Here is a 19,909-nt window from a genome sequence, read left to right as displayed (position 1 = left end):
TGGGGGCCGCACATGGTTGAGAACCGCCCGTTCCTGAATTTCCTCGCCCACGCCGTGCTGATCCTCGGCGTGGCACTGGTGGCCTTCCCGGTCTACATCGCCCTGATCGCCTCGACCCGCGCGCCGTTCGATTTCCAGTCCGGGCTGCTGCCCTTGCTGCCCGGCCCGCACGCGGTGGAAAACTACGCGACCATGCTGGGGGTGGGCCTGTCATCCTCGGGTGCGCCGCCCCTGGGGCTGATGATGATGAACAGCCTGATCATGGCGCTGTCGATCGCGATCGGGAAGATCGCGATCTCGATCCTGTCGGCCTTCGCCATCGTCTACTTCCGCTTTCCGTTCCGCACGCTGGCGTTCTGGGCGATCTTCATCACGCTGATGCTGCCGGTCGAGGTGCGCATCGTGCCAACCTTCAAGGTGGTGGCCGATCTGGGCATGCTGAACAGCTATGCTGGGCTGTCGATCCCGCTGATGGCCTCGGCCACCGCGACGTTCCTGTTCCGGCAGGTGTTCATGACGATCCCGGACGAGTTGCTGGACGCCGCCCGCATCGACGGCGCCGGGCCGATGAAGTTCTTCCGCGACATCCTGATCCCGTTGAGCCGCACCAACATCGCCGCGCTGTTCGTGATCCTCTTCATCTACGGCTGGAACCAGTACCTCTGGCCGCTGCTGGTGACGACCGACTCGCGCTATTACACCATCGTGGCGGGGATCAAGCGGATGGCCGACGTGACCGACTCCACCCCGCAGTGGAACTTCATCATGGCGGCGGTGGTGCTGGCGATGCTGCCGCCGGTGCTGGTGGTGATCCTCATGCAAAGGCTCTTCGTCAAGGGCCTGATCGAGACGGAGAAGTGAATGGCCGCGATCACGCTTGAGGGCGTCGGCAAGACCTATGCGGGCAATGTCGCCGCCGTGCACGCCATCGACCTGGCCATCGCGGATGGCGAATTGCTGGTGCTGGTCGGGCCGTCGGGCTGCGGCAAGTCCACCTTGCTGCGCATGATCGCGGGGCTGGAGGGGATCAGCCACGGCACCGTCCGGATCGGCGGCCGCGTGGTGAACGAGGTCGAACCCGCCGAGCGCGACATCGCGATGGTGTTCCAGAACTATGCGCTTTACCCCCACATGTCGGTGCGCCAGAACCTTGCCTATGGCTTGAAGAACCGCGGCATGGGGCGCGACGACATCGCACGGCGGGTGGCCGAGGCGGCGGCGATTCTGGAAATCGGGCCCTACCTCGACCGCAAGCCCAAGGCGCTGTCGGGCGGGCAGCGCCAGCGGGTGGCGATGGGCCGCGCCATCGTGCGCGAACCGGCGGTGTTCCTGTTCGACGAGCCGCTGTCGAACCTCGACGCCAAGCTGCGGGTGCAGATGCGTGGCGAGATCAAGCAGTTGCAGGCGCGGCTGGGCACGACCTCGATCTATGTCACGCATGATCAGTTGGAGGCGATGACGCTGGCGCATCGGCTCGTGGTGCTGAACGTCGGCCGGATCGAGCAGGTCGGCACCCCGCTGGAGGTCTACCGCCGCCCCGCCTCGGCCTTCGTCGCGGCCTTCATCGGCGCGCCCGCGATGAACCTGCTGGCGGCAGAGGCGAGCGGCGGGATGGCCCGGATCGGCGCGGCGGTGGTGGCGCTGCCCGAGGGGGTGAGCGCCCACGGCAAGCTGACGCTGGGCCTGCGGCCCGAGGATCTGCGTGTGGTGCCCGCCGGAACCGCGGGGGCAATCCCGCTGAAGGTCGCCTATCTGGAAGAGCTGGGCGCCCAGCGGCTGGTGCATGGCCGGGTGGAGGGGCAGAGCTTCGTCTGCGCCCTGCCCCCCGGTGGTGAGGTCGGCGGGCTGCTGTGGCTCGCGCCGGAGCCGGGGGCGCTGCACCTGTTCGATGGGGCTACCGGCAAGCGGATCGGCTGAGGGCACATCCGGGGCTGGCGGTGGGGGGCTGTCTGCCCCCCACACCCCCCGAGGATACTTCCGAACGGAAGAATTAGAACAGGCTGCCCTGCGTCGGCGGCTCGCCCTTGGGTTTGCGGGCCGGGCGGGCGCCGAGGGTGAGGCGGCCGTCCTGGAACTCGATTTCCAGGCTCGCGGCGGTTTCGGCGGCGGCTTTGGTGGTGACGACGGTGCCTTCGGCACGGACCACGGCGAACCCGCGTTTCAGGGTTTCGGTATAGCCCAGCGTCTGGCGCATGCGGTCGAGCGCGTCGAGGCGGGTGCGCCAGCCTTCGGTCTGCGCGGCGGCGGCACGGGTCAGGCGCAGGCTGAGCCGGTCGAGGTCGGCGCGGGCGCGGGCAGCATCGCGGGCGGGCGTGGCGGGCTGGAGGCGCAGCCCGAGGCGGTCAAGATCGCGGCGCGCCTGTTGGACCGGGCGCGCGAGCGCGGGGCCCAGGCGGTCGGCACGGGCGGTCAGGCGTTCGCGCAGGCGGGCGGCGAGGTCGGCAAGCAGGCGCGGGCGGATATGGGCGGCCGTTTGCGCAAAGGCGGTGCGCTTGCGGGCCGCGGTCTGGGCCAGCGCGTTCGGCAGGCGTTCGGACAGCAGGTCGAGGCGCTGGCCGGGCGAGGCAGTGAGCGCATCGAGGCGCGGCAGCGCGCGGGCGAGGTCGCGCAGGCGCTGGCTGCGGCGGGACAGGCCCTCGCTCAGCGCGTGGCTCTGGCGGGCGGCGAAGGCGTCGAGTGCGGCGATCAGTTCGAGGCGGACCGGAACGGCCAGTTCGGCGGCCGCGGTGGGGGTGGGGGCGCGCAGGTCGGCGGCATAGTCGATCAGCGTCGTGTCGGTCTCATGCCCGACGGCGGAGATGAGGGGGATGGCCGATGCGGCGGCGGCGCGGACGACGATTTCCTCGTTGAAGCCCCAGAGGTCTTCGAGGCTGCCGCCGCCGCGCGCGACAATCAGCAGGTCGGGGCGCGGGATCGGGCCGCCGGGGGCGATGGCGTTGAACCCGGCGATGGCGGCGGCGACCTCGGGCGCGCAGGCGGCGCCCTGCACCGCCACCGGCCAGATCAGCACATGGCGCGGGAAGCGGTCGCGCAGACGGTGCAGGATGTCGCGGATCACCGCGCCCGAGGGCGAGGTGATGACGCCGATCACGTCGGGCAGGTAGGGGATCATCGCCTTGCGGGCGGTGTCGAACAACCCCTCGGCCGCCAGCATGGCCTTGCGTTTCTCCAGCATCGCCATCAGGGCGCCGGCCCCGGCGGGGATCAGGTCGTCGACGATCAACTGGTATTTCGACTGGCCGGGGAAGGTGGTCAGGCGGCCGATGGCAATGACCTCCATCCCCTCCTCGGGCTTCGCGGTGAGGCGGGCGGCCTGGCCTTTCCACGAAATCGCGGCGATCACGCTGCGGTCGTCCTTGAGGTCGAAGTAGAAATGCCCCGAGGCGGGGCGCGAGACCCGGCCGACCTCGCCGCGCACACGGACATGGGCGAATTCGCCCTCCAGCGTGCGCTTGATCGCGCCCGACAGCTCGGACACGGTGAATTCGGGCGCGTTGCCGGGGGCATCAATGTCGATCAGGTCGGACATGGCGGCTCGCTTGTGATCCGGTCGCGCTGACCTTAGAACGCGCGGCAGGCAAGCGGAAGGGGACGGGGCATGAACATCCTGGTGCTGGGCGGCGGCGGGCGCGAACATGCGCTGGCCTGGGCCATTTCGCAGAACCCCAAGTGCGACCGGCTGATCGTGGCACCGGGCAATGCCGGGATCGCGGCGGCGGCGGAATGCGCCGACCTTGACGTGCTCGATGGTGCCGCGGTGGTTGCCTTCGCCGCCGAGAACGCGATCGACTTCGTGGTGATCGGGCCCGAGGCGCCGCTGGCGGCGGGGGTGTCGGACGCGCTGGCGGCGGCGGGCATCCTGGCCTTCGGGCCCTCGGCGGCGGCGGCGCGGCTGGAGGCGTCGAAGACCTTCACCAAGGAGGTTTGCGATGCCTGCGGGGCGCCGACGGCGGCCTGGGCGCGGTTCACCGAAGCCGCCGCGGCGGTGGAGCATATCCGGGCGCAGGGCGCGCCGATCGTGGTGAAGGCGGATGGACTGGCGGCCGGCAAGGGCGTCGTCGTGGCGCTGACGGTGGACGAGGCGGTGGCGGCGGTGGAGGACATGTTCGGCGGGTCGCTGGGCGCGGCCGGGGCCGAGGTGGTGATCGAGGCCTTCATGGCGGGCGAGGAGGCGAGCTTCTTCGTGCTCTGCGACGGCGAGACGGCGCTGCCGGTCGGCACCGCGCAGGACCACAAGCGGGTCGGCGACGGTGACACCGGGCCGAACACCGGCGGCATGGGTGCCTATTCCCCGGCGCCGGTGCTGACCGATGCCATCGTCGACCAGGTGCTGGCCGAGATCATCCGCCCCACGGTGGCCGAGATGGCGCGGCGCGGAACGCCCTACCGGGGCGTGCTTTATGCCGGGCTGATGATCGAGCACGGCCGCGCCCGGCTGGTGGAATACAACGTCCGCTTCGGCGATCCGGAATGCCAGGTGCTGATGATGCGCCTGGGGGCGCAGGCGCTCGACCTGTTGCTGGCCTGCGCCGAGGGGCGGCTGGCCGAAGCCCGGGTGAACTGGGCCGACGACCATGCGCTGAGTGTGGTGATGGCGGCAAAGGGCTATCCGGGTGCCTATGCCAGGGGCAGCGTGATCCGCGGCCTTGACGCGCTGCCCGAGGACAGCTTCCACATGGTGTTCCATGCCGGAACGGCGGCGCGGGATGGCGTGCTGGTGGCGAATGGCGGCCGGGTGCTGGATGTCACCGCCCGCGGCGCGACGCTGCGCGAGGCGCGTGACCGGGCCTACGCGATGGTCAACGCGATCGACTGGTCCGAGGGCTTCTGCCGCCGCGACATCGGCTGGCGCGCGCTCTGACGCGCGTGCAGGTCGCGCGACGATCCGCGACTGTTTCGGCTATCCGTTTCGGAAACACGCCGCTACTGTGGCGTCGGAACTGCAAAAATCGGGGATTGCGTGAAATCCCTGTCCGTTTTGGTGCGAGGACAGACGCGCCGCCGTGATTTGAGGCCCTGAGCGGAGGGCGACCCGGGCCGCAAGGTGAAGGAGATTTGGAATGAGGCGCGTTTCACTGGCCAGTGCAGGTCTGGTTTTCGCAATCTCCGCAAACGGTCTGGCGCCCGTTCCGGCCCGAGCGGATACCAAGCTTTGGGACAAGGGCTCCACGGTCCTTGTGCTCGGCCTCGGCGCGCTGGCGGCGGGGACGACGGTTGCGCGGTCCGATGCCACTGGCGGCAAGCAGCTTCTGTTCACGTTCGGTTCGACCTTCCTGGCCGCCGAGGCGCTCAAGGCCACCGTGCACGAGCGTCGGCCCGACGGTTCGGGCAACGATGGATTTCCCTCCGCACACGCGGCGGTCGCCTTCGCTGCGGCGACCTATTTCTCGATCCGGTACGGCGACGAGTACCCGCAGTTTGTGCCTTGGGCCTATGGGGCGGCGGCGCTGACCGGGATCGCTCGGGTGAAGGCCAGGAAGCATTACGCGCGGGACGTGATCGCCGGTGCGGCGCTTGGCTGGGGGCTGGCGCAGTATTTCACCACGTCGCAGAATTCGCAGCTAAACGTCGGCCCCGCACCCGGGGGCGCGGCCATCACCTATACGCAGCATTTCTGACTGCGGCATGGGATCCCTTCGGGCCAGAACCGCCTCCTTCAGGCACGCTGCGCGCGGGCTGGGGGTTCTCGTCCGGCAGCCGAATGCGGTGATCCACCTCTGCGTCGCGGTTCTGGTGATCGGCGTGGCGGCCTATCTGCCGGTGCGCGCCGGCGACTGGATCATCCTGATCTTCGCCATCGCGCTCGTTCTGTCTGCCGAAGCCATGAACACCGCGCTGGAACGCCTCGTCGATCTGGCGAGCCCGGAGTGGAATGCGCTGGCCCGCGACGCCAAGGATGTGGCGGCGGCGGCCGTGCTGATCTGCGCGGTCGGTGCGGCCTGCGTCGGGGTCTTGGTGTTCTGGCCCTACGTTTTCGGGACCGGCACCGGGTAAACTGCCCGCGCCGTCAGATCTGCTTTTCGGGCATGAAGACCTTCAGCCCGTCGAGCGCGGCCGAGACCTTGATCTGGCAGGTCAGGCGGGAGCGGACCGGGTCGGGGTTCCAGGCGAAATCGAGCATGTCCTCTTCCATCGCGTCCTTCTTGGGCAGTTTCCCGACCCAGGACGGATCGACATAGACGTGACAGGTGGAGCAGGCGCAGGCGCCGCCGCAGTCGGCCTCGATCCCCGGGATGCCGTTGTCGCGCGCACCTTCCATCACGGTCAGGCCGTTCGGGACGTCCACGACATGCTCTTTGCCGCCGAATTCGACATAGGTGATCTTGGCCATTCTTCGTCCCCGGAAACCGCGTGTCCCGGGCTATCTAGCGCAGCTTCGGGGGGCCTTCCACCCCTCTGTTGCGTTTGCGGACCGGGCGGCGCAGCATGCCGGAAACAGCGGGGAGGCTGGCATGGTGCTTAAGGTGATCGGGACGGGATTCGGGCGAACCGGGACGGATTCGATGCGCGAGGCGCTGACGATCCTCGGCTTCGGGCCCTGTCACCACATGTATGAAGTGATCGACAACCCGGTGCAGAAGCAGCGCTGGCGGGAAATGGTGGCAGGTGGGCCGAAAGATTGGGAGAGCCTGTTCGAGGGGTATGTCGCCTGCGTGGACTGGCCTTCGGCCGCCTATTGGCGCGAACTGATCGGGGTTTACCCCGAGGCAAGGGTCATCCTGACCTGGCGCAGCGCCGAAAGCTGGTGGGAGAGCTTTTCCCGCACGATCCTGAAGGGACTGAGCAGCAGCGACGATCTGGCTTCAGTTGGAAAGGCGCTGATCGAGAGGCAGGTGTTCGACGGCCGCATGGGTGAACGCGAACACGCGCTTGCGCTCTACCGCGCGAATGTCGAGGCCGTGCTGGCCGAGGTGCCGCCGGGGCGGCTCCTGGTACATCGCCTGGGCGATGGCTGGGCGCCACTCTGTGCGCATCTGGACGTGCCGGTGCCCGATGTGACCTACCCGCACGGCAACACGGCCGAAGCCTTCAACGTCCGGCACGCGACCGGAAAGCGGACCTGAGCCTTGCCCGACGGGGGCGCATGTTCTACATTCGTTCGCATGTTCGCCGATCGCTCGCCCCCGCCCGGCCGCTGGCCGCGCCCCCCTTCCTGTCTGCCCGCCGCGCGGCTGGACGAGCCGCCGGCAGGCGCGCGGGTCGCCGTGGCCGGGCTGGTGCTGGTGCGCCAGCGTCCCGGCACCGCCAAGGGCGTGATCTTCGTCACGCTGGAGGATGAGACGGGCGTTTGCAACATCGTGGTCTGGGCCAGGGTGTTCGAACGCTTTCGCCGCGCGGTGATCGCCGGGCGCCTTCTGCGCGTCACCGGGCGGCTGCAGCGCGAGGCGGGCGTGGTGCATGTGGTGGCCGAAGAGATCGAGGATATGTCGCATCTGCTGGACGAACTGTTGCGCCCCGGCTTCCGCCCCGACGGCACCCGCGCAGGCGACCAGCCGTGACCCTTTCGCGAACCGGCACAACCCGCTAACGTGCCGCAAACCGGGCAGGAGTTCCGCGCCGCATGATCCGCCTTCTTGTTCCCCTCGGCTTGGCGCTGGCGCTGGCTGGCTGCGAGGCCGCCGCACCCGGCGACCCGCTGATGACCTCGGGCCCGCCCGGCCCCGCCTCGCTGGCGGGCGAACTGATCCACTCGAACGCGAAAACCCCGCCCGCGTCAAAACCGGGCGCGTGCTGGGCCGATGCGGTGACGCCCGCGGTGTTCGAGACGGATACCGAACATGATCTGGTCACGCCGGGACAACCGGCGACGGCAGGCCATCCGGCAACCCCGGCGGTGTACCAGACGGTGACGCGGCAGAAGATCGTGCAGGACCGCCAGCAGGTCTGGTTCCGCAGCCCCTGCCCCGAGGACATGACGCCCGAATTCACTGGCACGCTGCAACGCGCGCTGCTGGCGCGGGGCTATTACCACGGGCCGCTGACCGGCGTGATGGATGCGCCGACGCGGGCGGCGCTGCGGCGCTATCAGGCCTCGCAGGGGTTGGACAGCGAGATTCTGTCGCTCGCCGCGGCGCGCCAACTGGGGCTGGTCAGCTACGATCTGGGCCAGCCGCAAGCGGTCGCCGGGGCGCTGGACGACACGCCCGCGCCGGATGCGGCCCCGATCCCAATCCCAGTGGTGAAACACCCGGTGGAACAGGACCCCTGAGGCGGGGCGCCGGGTGGCCTCACACAATCGTGCGTGGCCGATTTCACCGGCCTGTCACACTCCTTTGGCACGTCCGTCCCGGCGCCAACGCCAATTCCGAAGGAGTCCCCATGATGCGAACCGCTTTCCGCGCCCCGCTGGCGGCTTGCAGCGTTCTTGCGCTGCTTGCCCTGCAGGCCCAGGCCGATACCGCCGCCAATACCGCCACGCCGATCAGGCATCTCGTGGTGATCTTTCAGGAAAACGTCTCGTTCGACCATTACTTCGCGACCTACCCCAAGGCCGCGAACCCGGCGGGCGAGCCTGCCTTCACCGCCGCCGCCAATACGCCCGCAGACATCGACACGCTGGCCCATGCCGGGCTGTTGGACACCAATCCCAACGCGGGCGCCAACAACGGCGCAGATGCCTCCGGGCCGTTCCGGCTGGACCGCACGCAGGTCGGGACCGCCGACCAGAACCACGGCTATACCGCCGAGCAGGCCGCCTATGACGGCTTCAGGATGGACCTGTTCCCGAAGATGACCGGCAAGGGCACCAAGGATAGCGCGGGCGCCTTCGGCACCAAGGGCCAGGTGATGGGCTACTATGACGGCAACACCGTCACCGCGCTCTGGGCCTACGCGCAGGCCTACGCGATGAGCGATGCGAATTTCACGACCACCTTCGGCCCCTCGACGCCGGGCGCGATCAACCTGATTTCGGGTCAGACCAACGGCATGGCGCTGCCGCCCGGCTACGCGCTGGAGAAGGACGGCACCTACGATGGTGGCCGCGTGGTGCCGGATGGCAACGGCAACTGGACGATGATCTCGGACCTCGACCCCACCGGAGACCTGTGCTCGAACCCGAAGTATCCCACCGCGCTGATGATCGGGCGCAACATCGGCGACATGCTAAACGACAGGGGCATCACCTGGGGCTTCTTCGAGGGCGGCTTCGATCTGACCGCGACCAACGCCGACGGCACGACCGGCTGCGGCCGCACCACGACCTCGGCGCTGATCAACGTCAAATCGGGCGACTACATTCCGCATCACCAGCCGTTCCAGTACTACCCCTCGACCGCGAACCCGACCCACACCCGGCCCGCCTCGGTGGCTGTGATCGGCACCGCGAGCGACGGCGGCGCGAACCACCAGTACGACATGACCGACTTCTACGCCGCGCTGGCCGCGGGCAACCTGCCCGCCGTCAGCTATCTGAAGGCCGCCGCCTATCAGGACGGCCACGCGGGCTATTCCGACCCGCTGGACGAACAGGAATTCGTCGTGCAGGCGGTGAACGCGCTGCAAGCCTCGCCGTTCTGGAAGGACACCGCGATCGTCATCGCCTATGACGACTCGGATGGCTGGTACGACCACTCCCATGCGGTGGTGAACCCGTCGAACCTGCCGGTGAAGGGCTACGACGTGCTGACCGGCGACAGTTGCGGCACCGGCACGCCGCTGCCGGGGGTCTTCGGCCAGCCGGTGCAGGGCCGCTGCGGCTATGGCACGCGGATGCCGTTCCTGGTGGTCTCGCCCTACGCGCGGGCGAACTACGTCGACCATACCGTCACCGACCAGACCAGCGTGATGCGCTTCATCGAGGACAACTGGATGGGCGGGCAGCGCCTTGGCCAGGGCTCGTTCGACGCGATCGCCGGGTCGATCAACGGCATGTTCGACTGGGCCCATCCGCAGACCGCGATGCTGACCCTCGATCCCGCCACCGGGGCGGCAAAGTGATGATGCGCGGCGGCCTGCCCCTGGCGCGCCGCCGCCTGTCTGCCGCCGTCGCGGGTCTCGCGCTCGCGGCGGCGGCGCCTGTTGGTGGCCTCGCCGATGCCGCGCCGCCGCTCAGCGCGGTGGCCGAACTGGGCCGCGCAATGTTCTTCGACCCGGCGCTGTCGGGCTCGGGCGTGATGTCCTGCGCTTTCTGCCACGACCCGGCGAACCATTACGCGCCGTCCAACGAGCTTGCCGTGCAAGTCGGCGGGCCGGGGATGGATCAGCCTGGCGTTCGCGCCGTGCCGACCCTGACCTACAAGGCGACCTCGCCACCCTTTTCCATCGGCCCCGCCGATGCCACCGGCGAGGCCGCCGAGGCCGCGCCGATCGCGGTGGCCGAGACCAGCGACATTTCCGAACTCGACGCGGGCAATGCCATCGGCAAGCTCGTGGTGGCGATGAAGGTGACCGCGCCCAAGGCGGGCGACACCTCGGCCGCGCAGGTGGCGCGCGGCGGCATGTTCTGGGACGGGCGCGCCGATACCCTGCAGGAACAGGCGCTGGGGCCGCTCTTGTCGCCGTTCGAGATGGCGAATGGCGATCTGCCCGCGCTCGCCGCCAGGATCGTCGCCAGCTATGGCGACCGGCTGGGGCGGCTGTTCGGCGCGCAGGTGCTGAAAGACCCGAAAATGACGGCGGACGAGGCTGCCTATACCATCGCCCGCTTCGAGGTCGAGGATGTCTCGTTCCACCCGTATTCAAGCAAATACGACGCCTATCTGGCGGGCAAGGCCACGCTGACCGCCGCCGAGGCGCGCGGCCTGACGCTGTTCGACGCGCCGACCAAGGGCAATTGCGCCGCCTGCCACCTCGACAAGCCCTCGGCCGACGGCAAGCCGCCGCTGTTCACCGATTTCGAGTTCGAGGCGCTCGCCGTGCCGCGCAGCCCGGGCATTCCGGCCAATGCCGATCCGGCCTATCACGACCTCGGCCTCTGTGGCCCCTTGCGCACGGATGTGCCCGCGGCCACCGGCTGCGGCCTGTTCAAGACGCCGACGCTGCGCAACGTGGCGACCCGGCATGTGTTCTTCCACAACGGGGTCTACACCCATCTGGCCGACGCGGTGCGCTTCTACACCCTGCGCGACACCGCCCCCGCGCGCATCTACCCCAGCGCCGCCGATGGCACGGTCGCGGCCTACAACGACCTGCCGCCCGCGTTCCGGGGCAATATCGACCGGATCGACGCGCCGCTCGACCGGCACGCGGGTGATGCCCCCGCGCTGAGCGAGGCGGAAGTAGCCGACATCACCGCATTCCTGACCACGCTGACCGATGGCTGGCACCCCTGACCATGACCAGAAGACGTTGACGTGCCGGAACAAACGGCTAACGTCGCGGTCATGGGTCGGGAGGGATGCGGACCATGAGCCTTGACGGCAGGCACGCGCTGGTGACCGGCGGCGGAACGGGCATCGGTCTGGCCATCGCGCAGGCGTTGGCGCGCGCGGGCGCGCAGGTGACGATCACCGGGCGGCGCGACAATGTGCTGGAACAGGCGGGCGATATCCACGGCCTGAACCCGGTGATGATGGATGTGACGGTGGAAGCCTCGATCACCAACGCGATCCAGCAGGCGACGCGCAAACTGGGGCCGATCACCATCTGCGTCGCGAACGCAGGCATCGCCGAGGGCCGCGCGCTGCACAAGACCGAACTGAGCTTCTGGCGCCGGATCATGGCGACCAACCTCGACGGCGCATTCCTGACGATCCGCGACTGCCTGCAGGGCATGCGCGCCGAAGGCTGGGGCCGGGTGATCGCCGTGTCATCGGTGGCCGGGTTGCGCGGGCTGAAAGGCGCGCCCGCCTATACCGCCTCCAAGCACGGCGTGATCGGGTTGATCCGCGCGCTGTCGGAGGACTACCTTGGCACCGGCATCACCTTCAACGCGCTCTGCCCCGGCTACACCGACACCGACATCGTGCTGCGCAACAGCGAGTCGATCGCCGAGCGCGCCGGGATCAGCCCCGACGAGGCGCGCGACATGATGATCAGCGCGAACCGCCACGGCCGCCTGATCGCGCCGGCGGAGGTGGCGGCGGCGGCGCTGTGGCTGTGCGAGCCGGGCTCGGAAAGCGTGAACGGCCAGGCGATCGAGATCACTGGCGGACAGGCCTGAACGGGCTCTCCCGCCGGGCGTCGGACCCGGGCTCCGCCCGCGCCTTCGCCCCGTTGGGCCGGGCGCCGCGTCCGTGCGGCGCGCCTCCGGCGGGAGTATTTGCGCCAGGAAGAAACCGGGCGCAGGCTTGACATTGACCGGGCCGCTGGCCTTTGTGACCCGGCAAGGGAGGCCCATCGATGACCGATTTCGCCGCGACCAAAATCCTGTTCCACCTGCCCGAGGGGATGATCTACCTCGACGGCAACTCGCTGGGGCCGCTGCCGAAGGCGGCCGCCGCGCGGGTGGCCCGCACCATCGAAGCCGAATGGGGCGAGATGCTGATCACCGGCTGGAACAAGGCCGGCTGGATGGAACTGCCGTCGCGGCTGGGCTTGCGCATCGGGCGGTTGATCGGGGCGGAGCCGGGCACGGTGGTGCTGGGCGACACGCTGTCGATCAAGGTCTACCAGGCGCTCGCCTCGGCGCTGGAGATGAACCCCGCCCGCCGGGTGATCCTGTCGGACACCGGCAACTTCCCCTCCGACCTCTACATGGCCGACGGGTTGGTGCGCACGCTGGGCCAGGGCTATGCGCTCAAGACGGTGGCGCCCGAGGAGGTGGAGGCGGCGATCGACGAAACGGTCGCGGTCACGATGATCACCGAGATCGACTATCGCACCGGCCGCAAGCACGACATGGCGCGGCTTACGGCAAAGGCCCATGCGGTGGGCGCGCTCACGGTCTGGGATCTGGCGCATTCGGCGGGCGCGCTGCCGGTGGACCTGGCCGGGTGCGGCGCCGATTTCGCGGTGGGCTGCACCTACAAATACCTGAACGCGGGCCCTGGCGGCCCGGCCTTCATCTACGTCGCCCCCCGCCATGCCGAGGTGGCGCGGCCCGCCCTGTCCGGCTGGCTCGGCCACGCGGCCCCCTTCGCCTTCGACCTTGCCTACCGCCCCGGCCGCGGGATCGAGCGGATGCGCGTCGGCACCCCGCCGATCCTGCAACTCGCCGCACTCGAGGCGGCGATGGACATCTGGGATCTGGCCGACATGGCCGAGGTGCGCGCCCGCTCCATCGAGCTGACCGAACGTTTCATCGCGCGGGTCGAGGCCAGTTGCCCCGGCCTGACACTGGCCAGCCCGCGCGACCCTGCGGCGCGCGGCTCTCAGGTCAGCTTCCGCCACCCCGAGGGCTACGCGATCATGCAGGCGCTGATCGCGCGCGGCGTGATCGGCGACTTCCGCGCGCCCAACATCCTGCGCTTCGGTTTCACGCCGCTTTACATCGGCGAGGCCGAGGTGGATGGCGCCGTGGCGATCCTGGCCGAGGTGATGGGCGGCGCGCTCTGGGACCAGCCGGAGTACAAGGTGCGCGCCCGCGTCACCTGACGCTTCTGCCCATTCTTCTTGGCGGAAATAATCTCGGGGGGTGATGAGCGTTCGGAAATCCTCCACTGGAGGATTTCCAGCGAAGAACGCCCGCCTTGTGGGCGGGCTGGGGGGCAGACAGCCCCCCGTCGCCACGGTGGCAGGCGCGCTCAGGCCGCCCAGTCCGCCAGCAGCGCGGACAGGGCCGCCCAGTCGGTGTATTCCTTGTCGGCGTGGGGATCGACCGTCTCGCCCTTCTGCGCCGCGATCCAGCGCATCGCCCAGGACCGGAAGAAATCATACTGGGTGAACCGGAAGGCGCCCGCGACGTGTTCGGTGCGGCCGGGCGTCCAGCCGGTGTCGGCCGCAAACCTGGCCACGATCTCGCGCAGGCCCTGCCAGTCCTTCGCGTCAGTCCCCGCGGCCGACAGCGACACCGGCAGGAACAGCGTCCGGATCCGCGCCAGCGCCGCAGCCTGCGCCTGGGCGACGGCAACCAGCGCGGGCTGAAACCCGCCCATGTGCACCGACCCGGCAAGGATCGCGGCGTCGAAGCGGGCAAGGTCGACGTCGGCAGCTTCGGCGGCGGGCAGCAATTCGACGCTGTGGCCGCCGTCCGTCAGGCGGTCGGCGGCAAAACGCGCGATCTTGCGCGTCTGGCCGTCGGTGCTGGCGTAGATGATGGCGATGCGCATGGCGGTATCCCTTCTGCCGGGCATCGTTGCCCGGAACCGGCACCGGCGCCTTGCGTCAGATCAACCGGAGTGTCAGGCACGCAGCCGCGCCGGCGCGGCCAGGCCACGCGCGGCCCAGGCGCGCACGGCCTCGCCAAAGGCGTGGAACAGCAGGCGCGAGACCGGATCGGCGGCTGCGTTATACTCCGGGTGCCACTGCACCGACAGGGTGAAGCCGGGCGCGTCCTTCACATAGATCGCCTCGGGCGTGCCGTCGGGGGCGGTGCCGTCGATCACGATGCGGCTGCCCGGCGTCTTGATCCCCTGGCCGTGCAGCGAGTTCGTCATCACCGCATCGGCCCCCAGCAGCCGGGCGAAGACCCCGCCGGGGGTGAAGCTGACCATGTGGCGCAGCGCGAATTTCTCGTCCAGCGTGCCGTCGGGCGGCATCCGGTGGTTCATTCGCCCCGGCAGGTCGCGGATCTCGGGCCAGAGCGTGCCGCCCATCGCCACGTTCACCTCCTGAAAGCCGCGGCAGACGCCGAGGAAGGGCTGGCCACGCTCGACGCAGGCGCGGATCAGCGGCAGGGTGATGGCGTCGCGGCAGCGGTCGAAGGTGCCGTGCGCCTCGGTTTCCTCTTCGCCGTATTCCGAGGGGTGCACGTTGGGGCGCCCGCCGGTCAGCAGGAACCCGTCGCACCGGTCCATCAACTCGTCGACCGTGACGAAATGCGGATCGGCCGGGACGATCAGCGGCAGACACTCGGCCACCTCGGCCACCGCGTGGCTGTTCATCAGACCTCCGGCGTGAACGCGGTAGGTCTCGTTGAGCATGGTCATGTTGCCGATGATGCCGACCACGGGCCGCGTCATGGTTGTTACCCCGCCTCTTTGGCAAAAAAGATAGGCGCGGCCGCGGCGTGGGTCGAGGGGGCAATCGCGCACAATCGCTGTTCGTGGGGGCAGGTGTCGCAAAATTGTGCGGTTTTGCGCTGCTGGCGCGATCAGTAGTGCATGATCTGCGAGAATTGCTGCAACTGCTGGTCGGTCAACGGGCGCAGCGTGAAGCCGGTCTCGTGGCCCTGCACCATCTGGTCCACCGTCATCGTGTGCGACAGCCCGTCCGAGGGGTCGATGTACTTGATGTTGGTGCCCGCGCCGGTGCCGTCGCCCTCGATGCCGTAGAAGATGATGATGTGGCGCCCCTCGCGCGTCACCGTCAGCCCGTCGGGGCCGCGCGCCTGCCACCCGTAGCTGGTCCAGAGCAGGCCGTTGCGCTGCAACAGCGCCGTCCAGCCCTCGATCGAGGGGTTCATCAGCGGCTCGGCGGTCATGCCCGCCGTCTCGGCCAGCGCGCGGTTGGCTTCGATCGGCAGGCCGGTGTTGTCCTTGAAGCACTTCGCATACTCGGGCCCCAGCGTGGCCACCGCCGTGGCGATCGGGATCGAGACCTGGTTGCGCCACGAATACATCATCGTGAACATGGCGGCCCAGCAGCTCATGCTGGAGGGCTGGATGACCGGCACGATGAGGCCGGGAACGGTGTAATTGATGGCGGGCATGGCGCACCTTGAAAGGACATGAAAATGATCGACGCTCAACGTGCGATGATCATACCCCATCCGGCCGCGCCGGACAACGCGCCCGGCAGCGCCGCCGTGCCTCTTTGCGCGGCCCCCCTCAGGCTTCGGGGGTGAAGCCCGCCGCCTCGATGCCCGCGCAGGCGGCCACCGCGTCGTTGTCGGAGGTGTCGCCGGTGACACCGACGGCGCCGATGACGGTGCCGCGCGCGTCTCGCACCAGCACGCCCCCCGGCACCGGCACGAACCGGCCGCCGTAAAGCCCGTTCATCGCGTCGATGAAGGCGGGCGTGGTCTGGCTGCGGCCGTGGATCGCCTTGCCGCCCAGGCCCAGCATGACGCAGCCATAGGCCTTGCCGCGCGCGATGTCGAAACGGCCGGGGCTGGCGCCATCCGACCGCTCGAAGGCGATGACATGGCCGCCCGCGTCGAGCACGACGACCGACAGCGGCTTCATCCCCGCCTCGGCGCCCTTGGCGAACGCGGTCTTGATGATGGTGCGGGCTTTCTTGATCGGGATCATGCTTGTGCCCTCAATTGGCGGTGACTTGCGGGGTGCGGTTGGCCTTCAGTTGCAGGCGGCGGGCGTGCAGCACCGGTTCGGTATAGCCTGACGGCTGGGTGCGGCCCCGGAATACCAGATCGCAGGCGGCAAGGAAGGCCGGGCCGTCGAAATCCGGCGCCATCGGCGTGTAGGCGGCATCGCCCGCGTTCTGACGGTCGACCACGGCGGCCATCTTCCGCATCGCGGCCATCACCTGCGCCGCGCTCACCACGCCGTGGTGCAGCCAGTTCGCCAGCGCCTGCGACGAGATGCGGCAGGTCGCGCGGTCCTCCATCAGGCCGACGTCGTGAATGTCGGGCACCTTGGAGCAGCCGACGCCCTGATCGACCCAGCGCACGACATAGCCCAGAATGCCCTGCGCGTTGTTCTCGACCTCGGCCTGCACCTCGGCGGCGGACCAGTTGACGCCTGCGGCGACCGGCACCATCAGCAGGTCTTCCAGCCGCCCGCGCGGCCCCCTTTTCGCGATCTCGGCCTGCCGGGCGAACACGTCCACCCGGTGGTAATGCGTCGCATGCAGCGTGGCGGCGGTGGGCGAGGGCACCCAGGCCGTAGTTGCCCCCGCCATCGGGTGGCCGATCTTCTGGCGCAGCATGTCGGCCATCAGGTCGGGCATCGCCCACATCCCCTTGCCGATCTGCGCGCGACCCGACAGCCCGCAGGCCAGGCCGATATCGACGTTGCGATCCTCGTAGGCGCTGATCCAGACGCTGGCCTTCATGTCGCCCTTGCGCACCATCGGCCCGGCTTCCATCGAGGTGTGGATCTCGTCGCCGGTGCGGTCAAGGAAACCGGTGTTGATGAAGGCGACGCGGTGCCGCGCCGCCCGGATGCATTCCTTCAGGTTCGCGCTGGTGCGGCGTTCCTCGTCCATGATGCCCAGCTTCACGGTATACTGCGGCAGACCCAAAGCCGCCTCGACGCGGGTGAAGATCTCGTCGGCGAAGGCGACCTCTTCCGGCCCGTGCATCTTCGGCTTCACGACATAGACCGACCCGGTGACGGAATTGCGCGGGCCGTCGGTCTTGCGCAGGTCGTGGATCGCGCAGAGCGTGGTGCAGAACGCATCCATCAGCCCCTCGCCCGCCTCCAGCCCGTCACGGTCGAGGATGGCGGGCGTGGTCATCAGGTGGCCGACGTTGCGCACCAGCATCAGCGCGCGGCCCTTCAGCGTCAGGCGGCCCCCGGCGGCGGCGGTAAAGGTCAGGTCGGGCGCCAACTCGCGCAGGATCATGCGGCCGTGCTTGCTCAGGCTCTCGGACAGCTCGCCCGTCATCAGGCCCAGCCAGTTGGCATAGGCCACCACCTTGTCCTCGCCATCGACGGCGGCAACGGAATCCTCGCAATCCATGATCGAGGACACCGCGGCCTCCAGCCGGATGTCGGCGACCTGGGCGCGGTCGGTGCGGCCGATCGGGCTGGCGTCATTGATGTCGAGGATGATGTGCAGGTGGTTCTGCCGCAGCACGATGGCGGTCGGCGCCTCGGGGCGGCCGGCATAGCCCACGAACCACGAAGGGTCGTTCAGCGCCGGAACCAGCGCGCCCCACTCGACGCGATAACTCGTCACGTCGGCATGGCTGCCCGAAGCCAGCGGCACCACGTCATCCAGAAATGCCCGGCCCCAGCCAACCACCCGCGCGCCCCGCGCTGGGTCGAAGCCCGCGCCCGTCGGCAGATCGCCCATCGCATCGGTGCCGTAGAGCGCATCGTAAAGCGAGCCCCAGCGCGCATTCGCCGCATTCAGCGCATAGCGCGCGTTCATCACCGGCACGACCAGTTGCGGGCCGGGGATAGTGGCGATCTCCGGATCTGTATTGGCGGTGTCGATGGTGAAATCCGGCCCCTCGGGCGCCAGATAGCCGATCTCGCGCAGGAACCCGAGGGTGGCGGCCTGATCCTGCGGCTGGCCCCGGCGCGCGATATACCAGGCGTCGATCTGGGCCTGAAGCGCCTCGCGCCGGGCCAGCAGCGCCCGGTTCTTCGGCCCCAGGTCGTGGATCAGCGCCGAAAGCCCGCCCCAGAACGCCGCCGCGCTGACCCCGGTGCCCGGCAACGCCTGCGAGTCGATGAACCCGGCCAGCCGCGCATCGACCTGAAGCCCTTGCCTTTCAACACGTTCCGTCATGTCACCTGCTCCGATCCCGGCGGGCGCCGCGCACCCGGTATGCCACGGCACACCATTAGGGAAAAGGTTTCCGATAGGCAACAAAGGCGGTCAAACCAGGAGGCCAATTCTGCGCGAGGCACCTGCCATCTCCACCGAAGAGGGGGCACCGATCAATATTTAGCACACCGGCTAAGTTTTCGCTTGCCCGACTCGCCCCGCAGGGCAATACTTAGCCACATGACGAAGCATGATCCCGCCCTCTCCGCCCTGTTCCACGCGCTTGGCGACGCGACCCGCCGCGACATGCTGCAACGCCTGATGCAGGGCCCCGCCGCCGTCACCGATCTTGCGGCACCGACCGGCCTCGCCCTGCCCACCGTGCTGCGCCACCTGACGGTGCTTGAAGACGCGGGCCTGATCGCCACCGAAAAGACCGGGCGCACCCGCACCTGCCGCGCCCTGCCGCAGCAGCTTACCCCCGCCACCGACTGGCTCGCCCAGCAGCGCCAGATGTGGGAAGCGCGGCTCGACCGGCTGGAAGCCCACCTTGCCACCCTGACCCGAGGAGCCCCCGATGAGCACTGACCTGACCCTGCACCGCATCCTCAAGGCGCCGCGCGCGCTGGTCTGGGATTGCTGGACCCGGCCCGAGTTGCTGAAACAGTGGTTCTGCCCCAAGCCGCATTTCGTCACCGAGGCGGAGGTTGACCTGCGCGCGGGCGGCCGCTTCTTCACGCTGATGAACGTCGGGGGCGCGCTCTACCCCAACGACGGCAGCCTGCTCGAGGTCGTGCCGCGCGAAAAGCTGGTGTTCACCGACATCCTCTTGTCCGACTACCGCCCGGTGGCGGTGCCCGGCCTTGGTTTCACCGCGATCCTGACGCTGCGCGACCACCCCGACGGCACCGACTATTCCGTGCTGGCCCGCCACCGCGACGCCGAAACTGCCGCACGCCACGAAGCGATGGGCTTCCAGCAGGGCTGGGGTATTGCCGCCGATCAACTCGACGCGCTGGCGGTGACGCTGTGACCGCGCGGCCCGAAATCCCCGACACCTTCGACGTGACGCGCGACCTGCTGGCCGCGCGCGACCTCGCCGCGCCGCTGCCCCGGCTCTGGGCGGCCTGGACCGATCCGGCGCAATTGCCGCTGTGGTGGGGCCCGCAGGGCTTCACCTGCCAGACGCATGAGATCGACCTGCGCCCCGGCGGCCTGTGGCGGTTCACCATGATCGGCCCCGATGGCACGCGCTACGCCAACCGCGTGCGCTACCCCGCGATGATCCCGATGGAGCGGATCGACTACGTCATCGACGATGACGGAGCGGGCCAGGTCTGCTTCGGCGCCCGCGCCCGGTTCAGCGCCACCGCCACCGGCAGCCGCATCGAGATGCATTCGCGCTTCGACAGCCCCGCCACCCTTGTCGCAATGGAACGGTTCCGCGCCCGCGAGGGCCTCGCCTCGACGCTGTCCTGCCTCGCGCAATTCCTCGATACCGCCGCCCCCGCCATTTTCGGCCCTTAAA

The 19,909-nt window shown here is 69.1% G+C and carries 22 protein-coding genes; 15 read left to right on the top strand and 7 right to left on the bottom strand.

Translation table 11 applies throughout. From position 1 onward, the window contains the following. The first annotated feature begins 12 nt into the window (after positions 1 to 12). Both ugpE and AC11WY_RS00405 read left to right on the top strand, forming a co-directional pair. A complete protein-coding gene (ugpE, locus tag AC11WY_RS00410) occupies positions 13 to 861 on the top strand; it encodes a sn-glycerol-3-phosphate ABC transporter permease UgpE (RefSeq protein WP_482921364.1) in 849 nt (282 codons plus the stop codon). Beyond that, entirely contained in the window at positions 862 to 1,917 is a 1,056-nt protein-coding gene (locus tag AC11WY_RS00405) for a sn-glycerol-3-phosphate import ATP-binding protein UgpC (RefSeq protein ID WP_482921362.1), read from the top strand. 73 nt (positions 1,918 to 1,990) lie between these two features. Here AC11WY_RS00405 and xseA read toward each other — a convergent pair whose 3' ends face one another. After that, positions 1,991 to 3,529 (bottom strand): exodeoxyribonuclease VII large subunit, encoded by a 1,539-nt coding sequence (xseA, locus tag AC11WY_RS00400; protein WP_482921360.1) that lies wholly within the window; start codon positions 3,527 to 3,529, stop codon positions 1,991 to 1,993. A gap of 69 nt (positions 3,530 to 3,598) precedes the next feature. Here xseA and purD point away from each other — a divergent pair, with 69 nt between their 5' ends. From purD to AC11WY_RS00385, 3 genes are all read left to right on the top strand, one after another. Beyond that, positions 3,599 to 4,861, top strand: a complete 1,263-nt coding sequence (gene purD / locus AC11WY_RS00395) for a phosphoribosylamine--glycine ligase (protein ID WP_482921358.1) — start codon at positions 3,599 to 3,601, stop codon at positions 4,859 to 4,861. A 199-nt stretch (positions 4,862 to 5,060) separates the two neighbouring features. Next, positions 5,061 to 5,618, top strand: coding sequence for a phosphatase PAP2 family protein (locus AC11WY_RS00390; RefSeq protein ID WP_482921356.1), 558 nt, complete (start codon positions 5,061 to 5,063; stop codon positions 5,616 to 5,618). Positions 5,619 to 5,625: 7 nt separating this feature from the next. Then, positions 5,626 to 5,994 carry a diacylglycerol kinase family protein gene (locus AC11WY_RS00385; protein WP_482921354.1) on the top strand — a complete coding sequence of 123 codons (369 nt, stop codon included), beginning with the start codon at positions 5,626 to 5,628 and terminating at the stop codon, positions 5,992 to 5,994. Positions 5,995 to 6,007: 13 nt separating this feature from the next. Here the strand turns inward: AC11WY_RS00385 and AC11WY_RS00380 are convergent, their stop codons facing one another. Then, positions 6,008 to 6,331, bottom strand: coding sequence for a 2Fe-2S iron-sulfur cluster-binding protein (locus AC11WY_RS00380; protein WP_482921352.1), 324 nt, complete (start codon positions 6,329 to 6,331; stop codon positions 6,008 to 6,010). Between the two features lie 121 nt (positions 6,332 to 6,452). On the opposite strand from AC11WY_RS00380, the gene AC11WY_RS00375 reads away from it, so the two are divergent. The 7 genes from AC11WY_RS00375 to kynU all read left to right on the top strand — a co-directional run bounded on the left by AC11WY_RS00375 (position 6,453) and on the right by kynU (position 13,476). After that, positions 6,453 to 7,064, top strand: coding sequence for a sulfotransferase family protein (locus tag AC11WY_RS00375; protein WP_482921350.1), 612 nt, complete (start codon positions 6,453 to 6,455; stop codon positions 7,062 to 7,064). A gap of 39 nt (positions 7,065 to 7,103) precedes the next feature. Next, positions 7,104 to 7,499, top strand: coding sequence for an OB-fold nucleic acid binding domain-containing protein (locus AC11WY_RS00370; protein ID WP_482921348.1), 396 nt, complete (start codon positions 7,104 to 7,106; stop codon positions 7,497 to 7,499). 62 nt (positions 7,500 to 7,561) lie between these two features. Then, on the top strand, positions 7,562 to 8,209 hold the full coding sequence (locus tag AC11WY_RS00365) for a peptidoglycan-binding domain-containing protein (RefSeq protein WP_482921346.1): 648 nt from the start codon (positions 7,562 to 7,564) through the stop codon (positions 8,207 to 8,209). Between the two features lie 110 nt (positions 8,210 to 8,319). Then, positions 8,320 to 9,939 (top strand): phospholipase C, encoded by a 1,620-nt coding sequence (locus AC11WY_RS00360; protein ID WP_482921344.1) that lies wholly within the window; start codon positions 8,320 to 8,322, stop codon positions 9,937 to 9,939. Next, positions 9,939 to 11,273, top strand: a complete 1,335-nt coding sequence (locus tag AC11WY_RS00355; protein WP_482921342.1) for a cytochrome-c peroxidase — start codon at positions 9,939 to 9,941, stop codon at positions 11,271 to 11,273. Before AC11WY_RS00360 ends, AC11WY_RS00355 begins: the two co-directional genes overlap by 1 nt. 74 nt (positions 11,274 to 11,347) lie before the next feature. Continuing rightward, positions 11,348 to 12,103 carry an SDR family NAD(P)-dependent oxidoreductase gene (locus AC11WY_RS00350; protein WP_482921340.1) on the top strand — a complete coding sequence of 252 codons (756 nt, stop codon included), beginning with the start codon at positions 11,348 to 11,350 and terminating at the stop codon, positions 12,101 to 12,103. Positions 12,104 to 12,282: 179 nt separating this feature from the next. Continuing rightward, the gene (gene kynU, locus AC11WY_RS00345; protein WP_482921338.1) at positions 12,283 to 13,476 is read left to right on the top strand and encodes a kynureninase; all 1,194 of its coding nucleotides are present in this window, start codon (positions 12,283 to 12,285) and stop codon (positions 13,474 to 13,476) included. Between the two features lie 149 nt (positions 13,477 to 13,625). On the opposite strand, the gene AC11WY_RS00340 is transcribed toward kynU, so the two are convergent. From AC11WY_RS00340 to AC11WY_RS00320, 5 genes are all read right to left on the bottom strand, one after another. Beyond that, the gene (locus AC11WY_RS00340) at positions 13,626 to 14,150 is read right to left on the bottom strand and encodes a flavodoxin domain-containing protein (protein WP_482921336.1); all 525 of its coding nucleotides are present in this window, start codon (positions 14,148 to 14,150) and stop codon (positions 13,626 to 13,628) included. A 72-nt stretch (positions 14,151 to 14,222) separates the two neighbouring features. Beyond that, positions 14,223 to 15,002: a gamma-glutamyl-gamma-aminobutyrate hydrolase family protein gene (locus tag AC11WY_RS00335; RefSeq protein ID WP_482921333.1), complete on the bottom strand. Its 780-nt coding sequence runs from the start codon at positions 15,000 to 15,002 to the stop codon at positions 14,223 to 14,225. A 131-nt stretch (positions 15,003 to 15,133) separates the two neighbouring features. Beyond that, entirely contained in the window at positions 15,134 to 15,691 is a 558-nt protein-coding gene (locus AC11WY_RS00330; protein ID WP_482921331.1) for a papain-like cysteine protease family protein, read from the bottom strand. Between the two features lie 118 nt (positions 15,692 to 15,809). After that, entirely contained in the window at positions 15,810 to 16,232 is a 423-nt protein-coding gene (locus tag AC11WY_RS00325; RefSeq protein ID WP_482921329.1) for a GlcG/HbpS family heme-binding protein, read from the bottom strand. 10 nt (positions 16,233 to 16,242) lie between these two features. Beyond that, on the bottom strand, positions 16,243 to 18,402 hold the full coding sequence (locus AC11WY_RS00320; RefSeq protein WP_482921327.1) for a malate synthase G: 2,160 nt from the start codon (positions 18,400 to 18,402) through the stop codon (positions 16,243 to 16,245). A gap of 219 nt (positions 18,403 to 18,621) precedes the next feature. On the opposite strand from AC11WY_RS00320, the gene AC11WY_RS00315 reads away from it, so the two are divergent. Genes AC11WY_RS00315 through AC11WY_RS00305 form a run of 3 tightly spaced genes read left to right on the top strand, consistent with a single transcriptional unit; the run spans position 18,622 to position 19,908 of the window. Further along, positions 18,622 to 18,969: an ArsR/SmtB family transcription factor gene (locus AC11WY_RS00315; protein ID WP_482921324.1), complete on the top strand. Its 348-nt coding sequence runs from the start codon at positions 18,622 to 18,624 to the stop codon at positions 18,967 to 18,969. Continuing rightward, positions 18,959 to 19,414: an SRPBCC family protein gene (locus AC11WY_RS00310; RefSeq protein WP_482921322.1), complete on the top strand. Its 456-nt coding sequence runs from the start codon at positions 18,959 to 18,961 to the stop codon at positions 19,412 to 19,414. Before AC11WY_RS00315 ends, AC11WY_RS00310 begins: the two co-directional genes overlap by 11 nt. After that, positions 19,411 to 19,908: an SRPBCC domain-containing protein gene (locus AC11WY_RS00305; RefSeq protein ID WP_482921320.1), complete on the top strand. Its 498-nt coding sequence runs from the start codon at positions 19,411 to 19,413 to the stop codon at positions 19,906 to 19,908. Before AC11WY_RS00310 ends, AC11WY_RS00305 begins: the two co-directional genes overlap by 4 nt. The last annotated feature ends 1 nt before the right edge of the window (position 19,909 follow it).

The organism is Solirhodobacter sp. (genome assembly GCF_964715405.1).
The sequence above is the reverse complement of the archived record's forward strand: the minus strand, read 5'-3'. Positions and strand labels throughout refer to the sequence as shown.

Excerpts from the sequence above, each read along its gene's own strand:
- AC11WY_RS00310 (WP_482921322.1), top strand. The coding sequence starts at position 18,959 with ATGAGCACTGACCTGACCCTGCACCGCATCCTCAAGGCGCCGCGCGCG.
- ugpE (WP_482921364.1), top strand. The coding sequence starts at position 13 with ATGGTTGAGAACCGCCCGTTCCTGAATTTCCTCGCCCACGCCGTGCTG.
- AC11WY_RS00390 (WP_482921356.1), top strand. The coding sequence starts at position 5,061 with ATGAGGCGCGTTTCACTGGCCAGTGCAGGTCTGGTTTTCGCAATCTCC.
- AC11WY_RS00340 (WP_482921336.1), bottom strand. The coding sequence starts at position 14,150 with ATGCGCATCGCCATCATCTACGCCAGCACCGACGGCCAGACGCGCAAG.
- kynU (WP_482921338.1), top strand. The coding sequence starts at position 12,283 with ATGACCGATTTCGCCGCGACCAAAATCCTGTTCCACCTGCCCGAGGGG.
- purD (WP_482921358.1), top strand. The coding sequence starts at position 3,599 with ATGAACATCCTGGTGCTGGGCGGCGGCGGGCGCGAACATGCGCTGGCC.
- xseA (WP_482921360.1), bottom strand. The coding sequence starts at position 3,529 with ATGTCCGACCTGATCGACATTGATGCCCCCGGCAACGCGCCCGAATTC.
- AC11WY_RS00355 (WP_482921342.1), top strand. The coding sequence starts at position 9,939 with ATGATGCGCGGCGGCCTGCCCCTGGCGCGCCGCCGCCTGTCTGCCGCC.
- AC11WY_RS00365 (WP_482921346.1), top strand. The coding sequence starts at position 7,562 with ATGATCCGCCTTCTTGTTCCCCTCGGCTTGGCGCTGGCGCTGGCTGGC.
- AC11WY_RS00350 (WP_482921340.1), top strand. The coding sequence starts at position 11,348 with ATGAGCCTTGACGGCAGGCACGCGCTGGTGACCGGCGGCGGAACGGGC.
- AC11WY_RS00380 (WP_482921352.1), bottom strand. The coding sequence starts at position 6,331 with ATGGCCAAGATCACCTATGTCGAATTCGGCGGCAAAGAGCATGTCGTG.
- AC11WY_RS00370 (WP_482921348.1), top strand. The coding sequence starts at position 7,104 with ATGTTCGCCGATCGCTCGCCCCCGCCCGGCCGCTGGCCGCGCCCCCCT.
- AC11WY_RS00360 (WP_482921344.1), top strand. The coding sequence starts at position 8,320 with ATGATGCGAACCGCTTTCCGCGCCCCGCTGGCGGCTTGCAGCGTTCTT.
- AC11WY_RS00385 (WP_482921354.1), top strand. The coding sequence starts at position 5,626 with ATGGGATCCCTTCGGGCCAGAACCGCCTCCTTCAGGCACGCTGCGCGC.
- AC11WY_RS00320 (WP_482921327.1), bottom strand. The coding sequence starts at position 18,402 with ATGACGGAACGTGTTGAAAGGCAAGGGCTTCAGGTCGATGCGCGGCTG.
- AC11WY_RS00375 (WP_482921350.1), top strand. The coding sequence starts at position 6,453 with ATGGTGCTTAAGGTGATCGGGACGGGATTCGGGCGAACCGGGACGGAT.
- AC11WY_RS00335 (WP_482921333.1), bottom strand. The coding sequence starts at position 15,002 with ATGACGCGGCCCGTGGTCGGCATCATCGGCAACATGACCATGCTCAAC.
- AC11WY_RS00405 (WP_482921362.1), top strand. The coding sequence starts at position 862 with ATGGCCGCGATCACGCTTGAGGGCGTCGGCAAGACCTATGCGGGCAAT.
- AC11WY_RS00315 (WP_482921324.1), top strand. The coding sequence starts at position 18,622 with ATGACGAAGCATGATCCCGCCCTCTCCGCCCTGTTCCACGCGCTTGGC.
- AC11WY_RS00330 (WP_482921331.1), bottom strand. The coding sequence starts at position 15,691 with ATGCCCGCCATCAATTACACCGTTCCCGGCCTCATCGTGCCGGTCATC.
- AC11WY_RS00325 (WP_482921329.1), bottom strand. The coding sequence starts at position 16,232 with ATGATCCCGATCAAGAAAGCCCGCACCATCATCAAGACCGCGTTCGCC.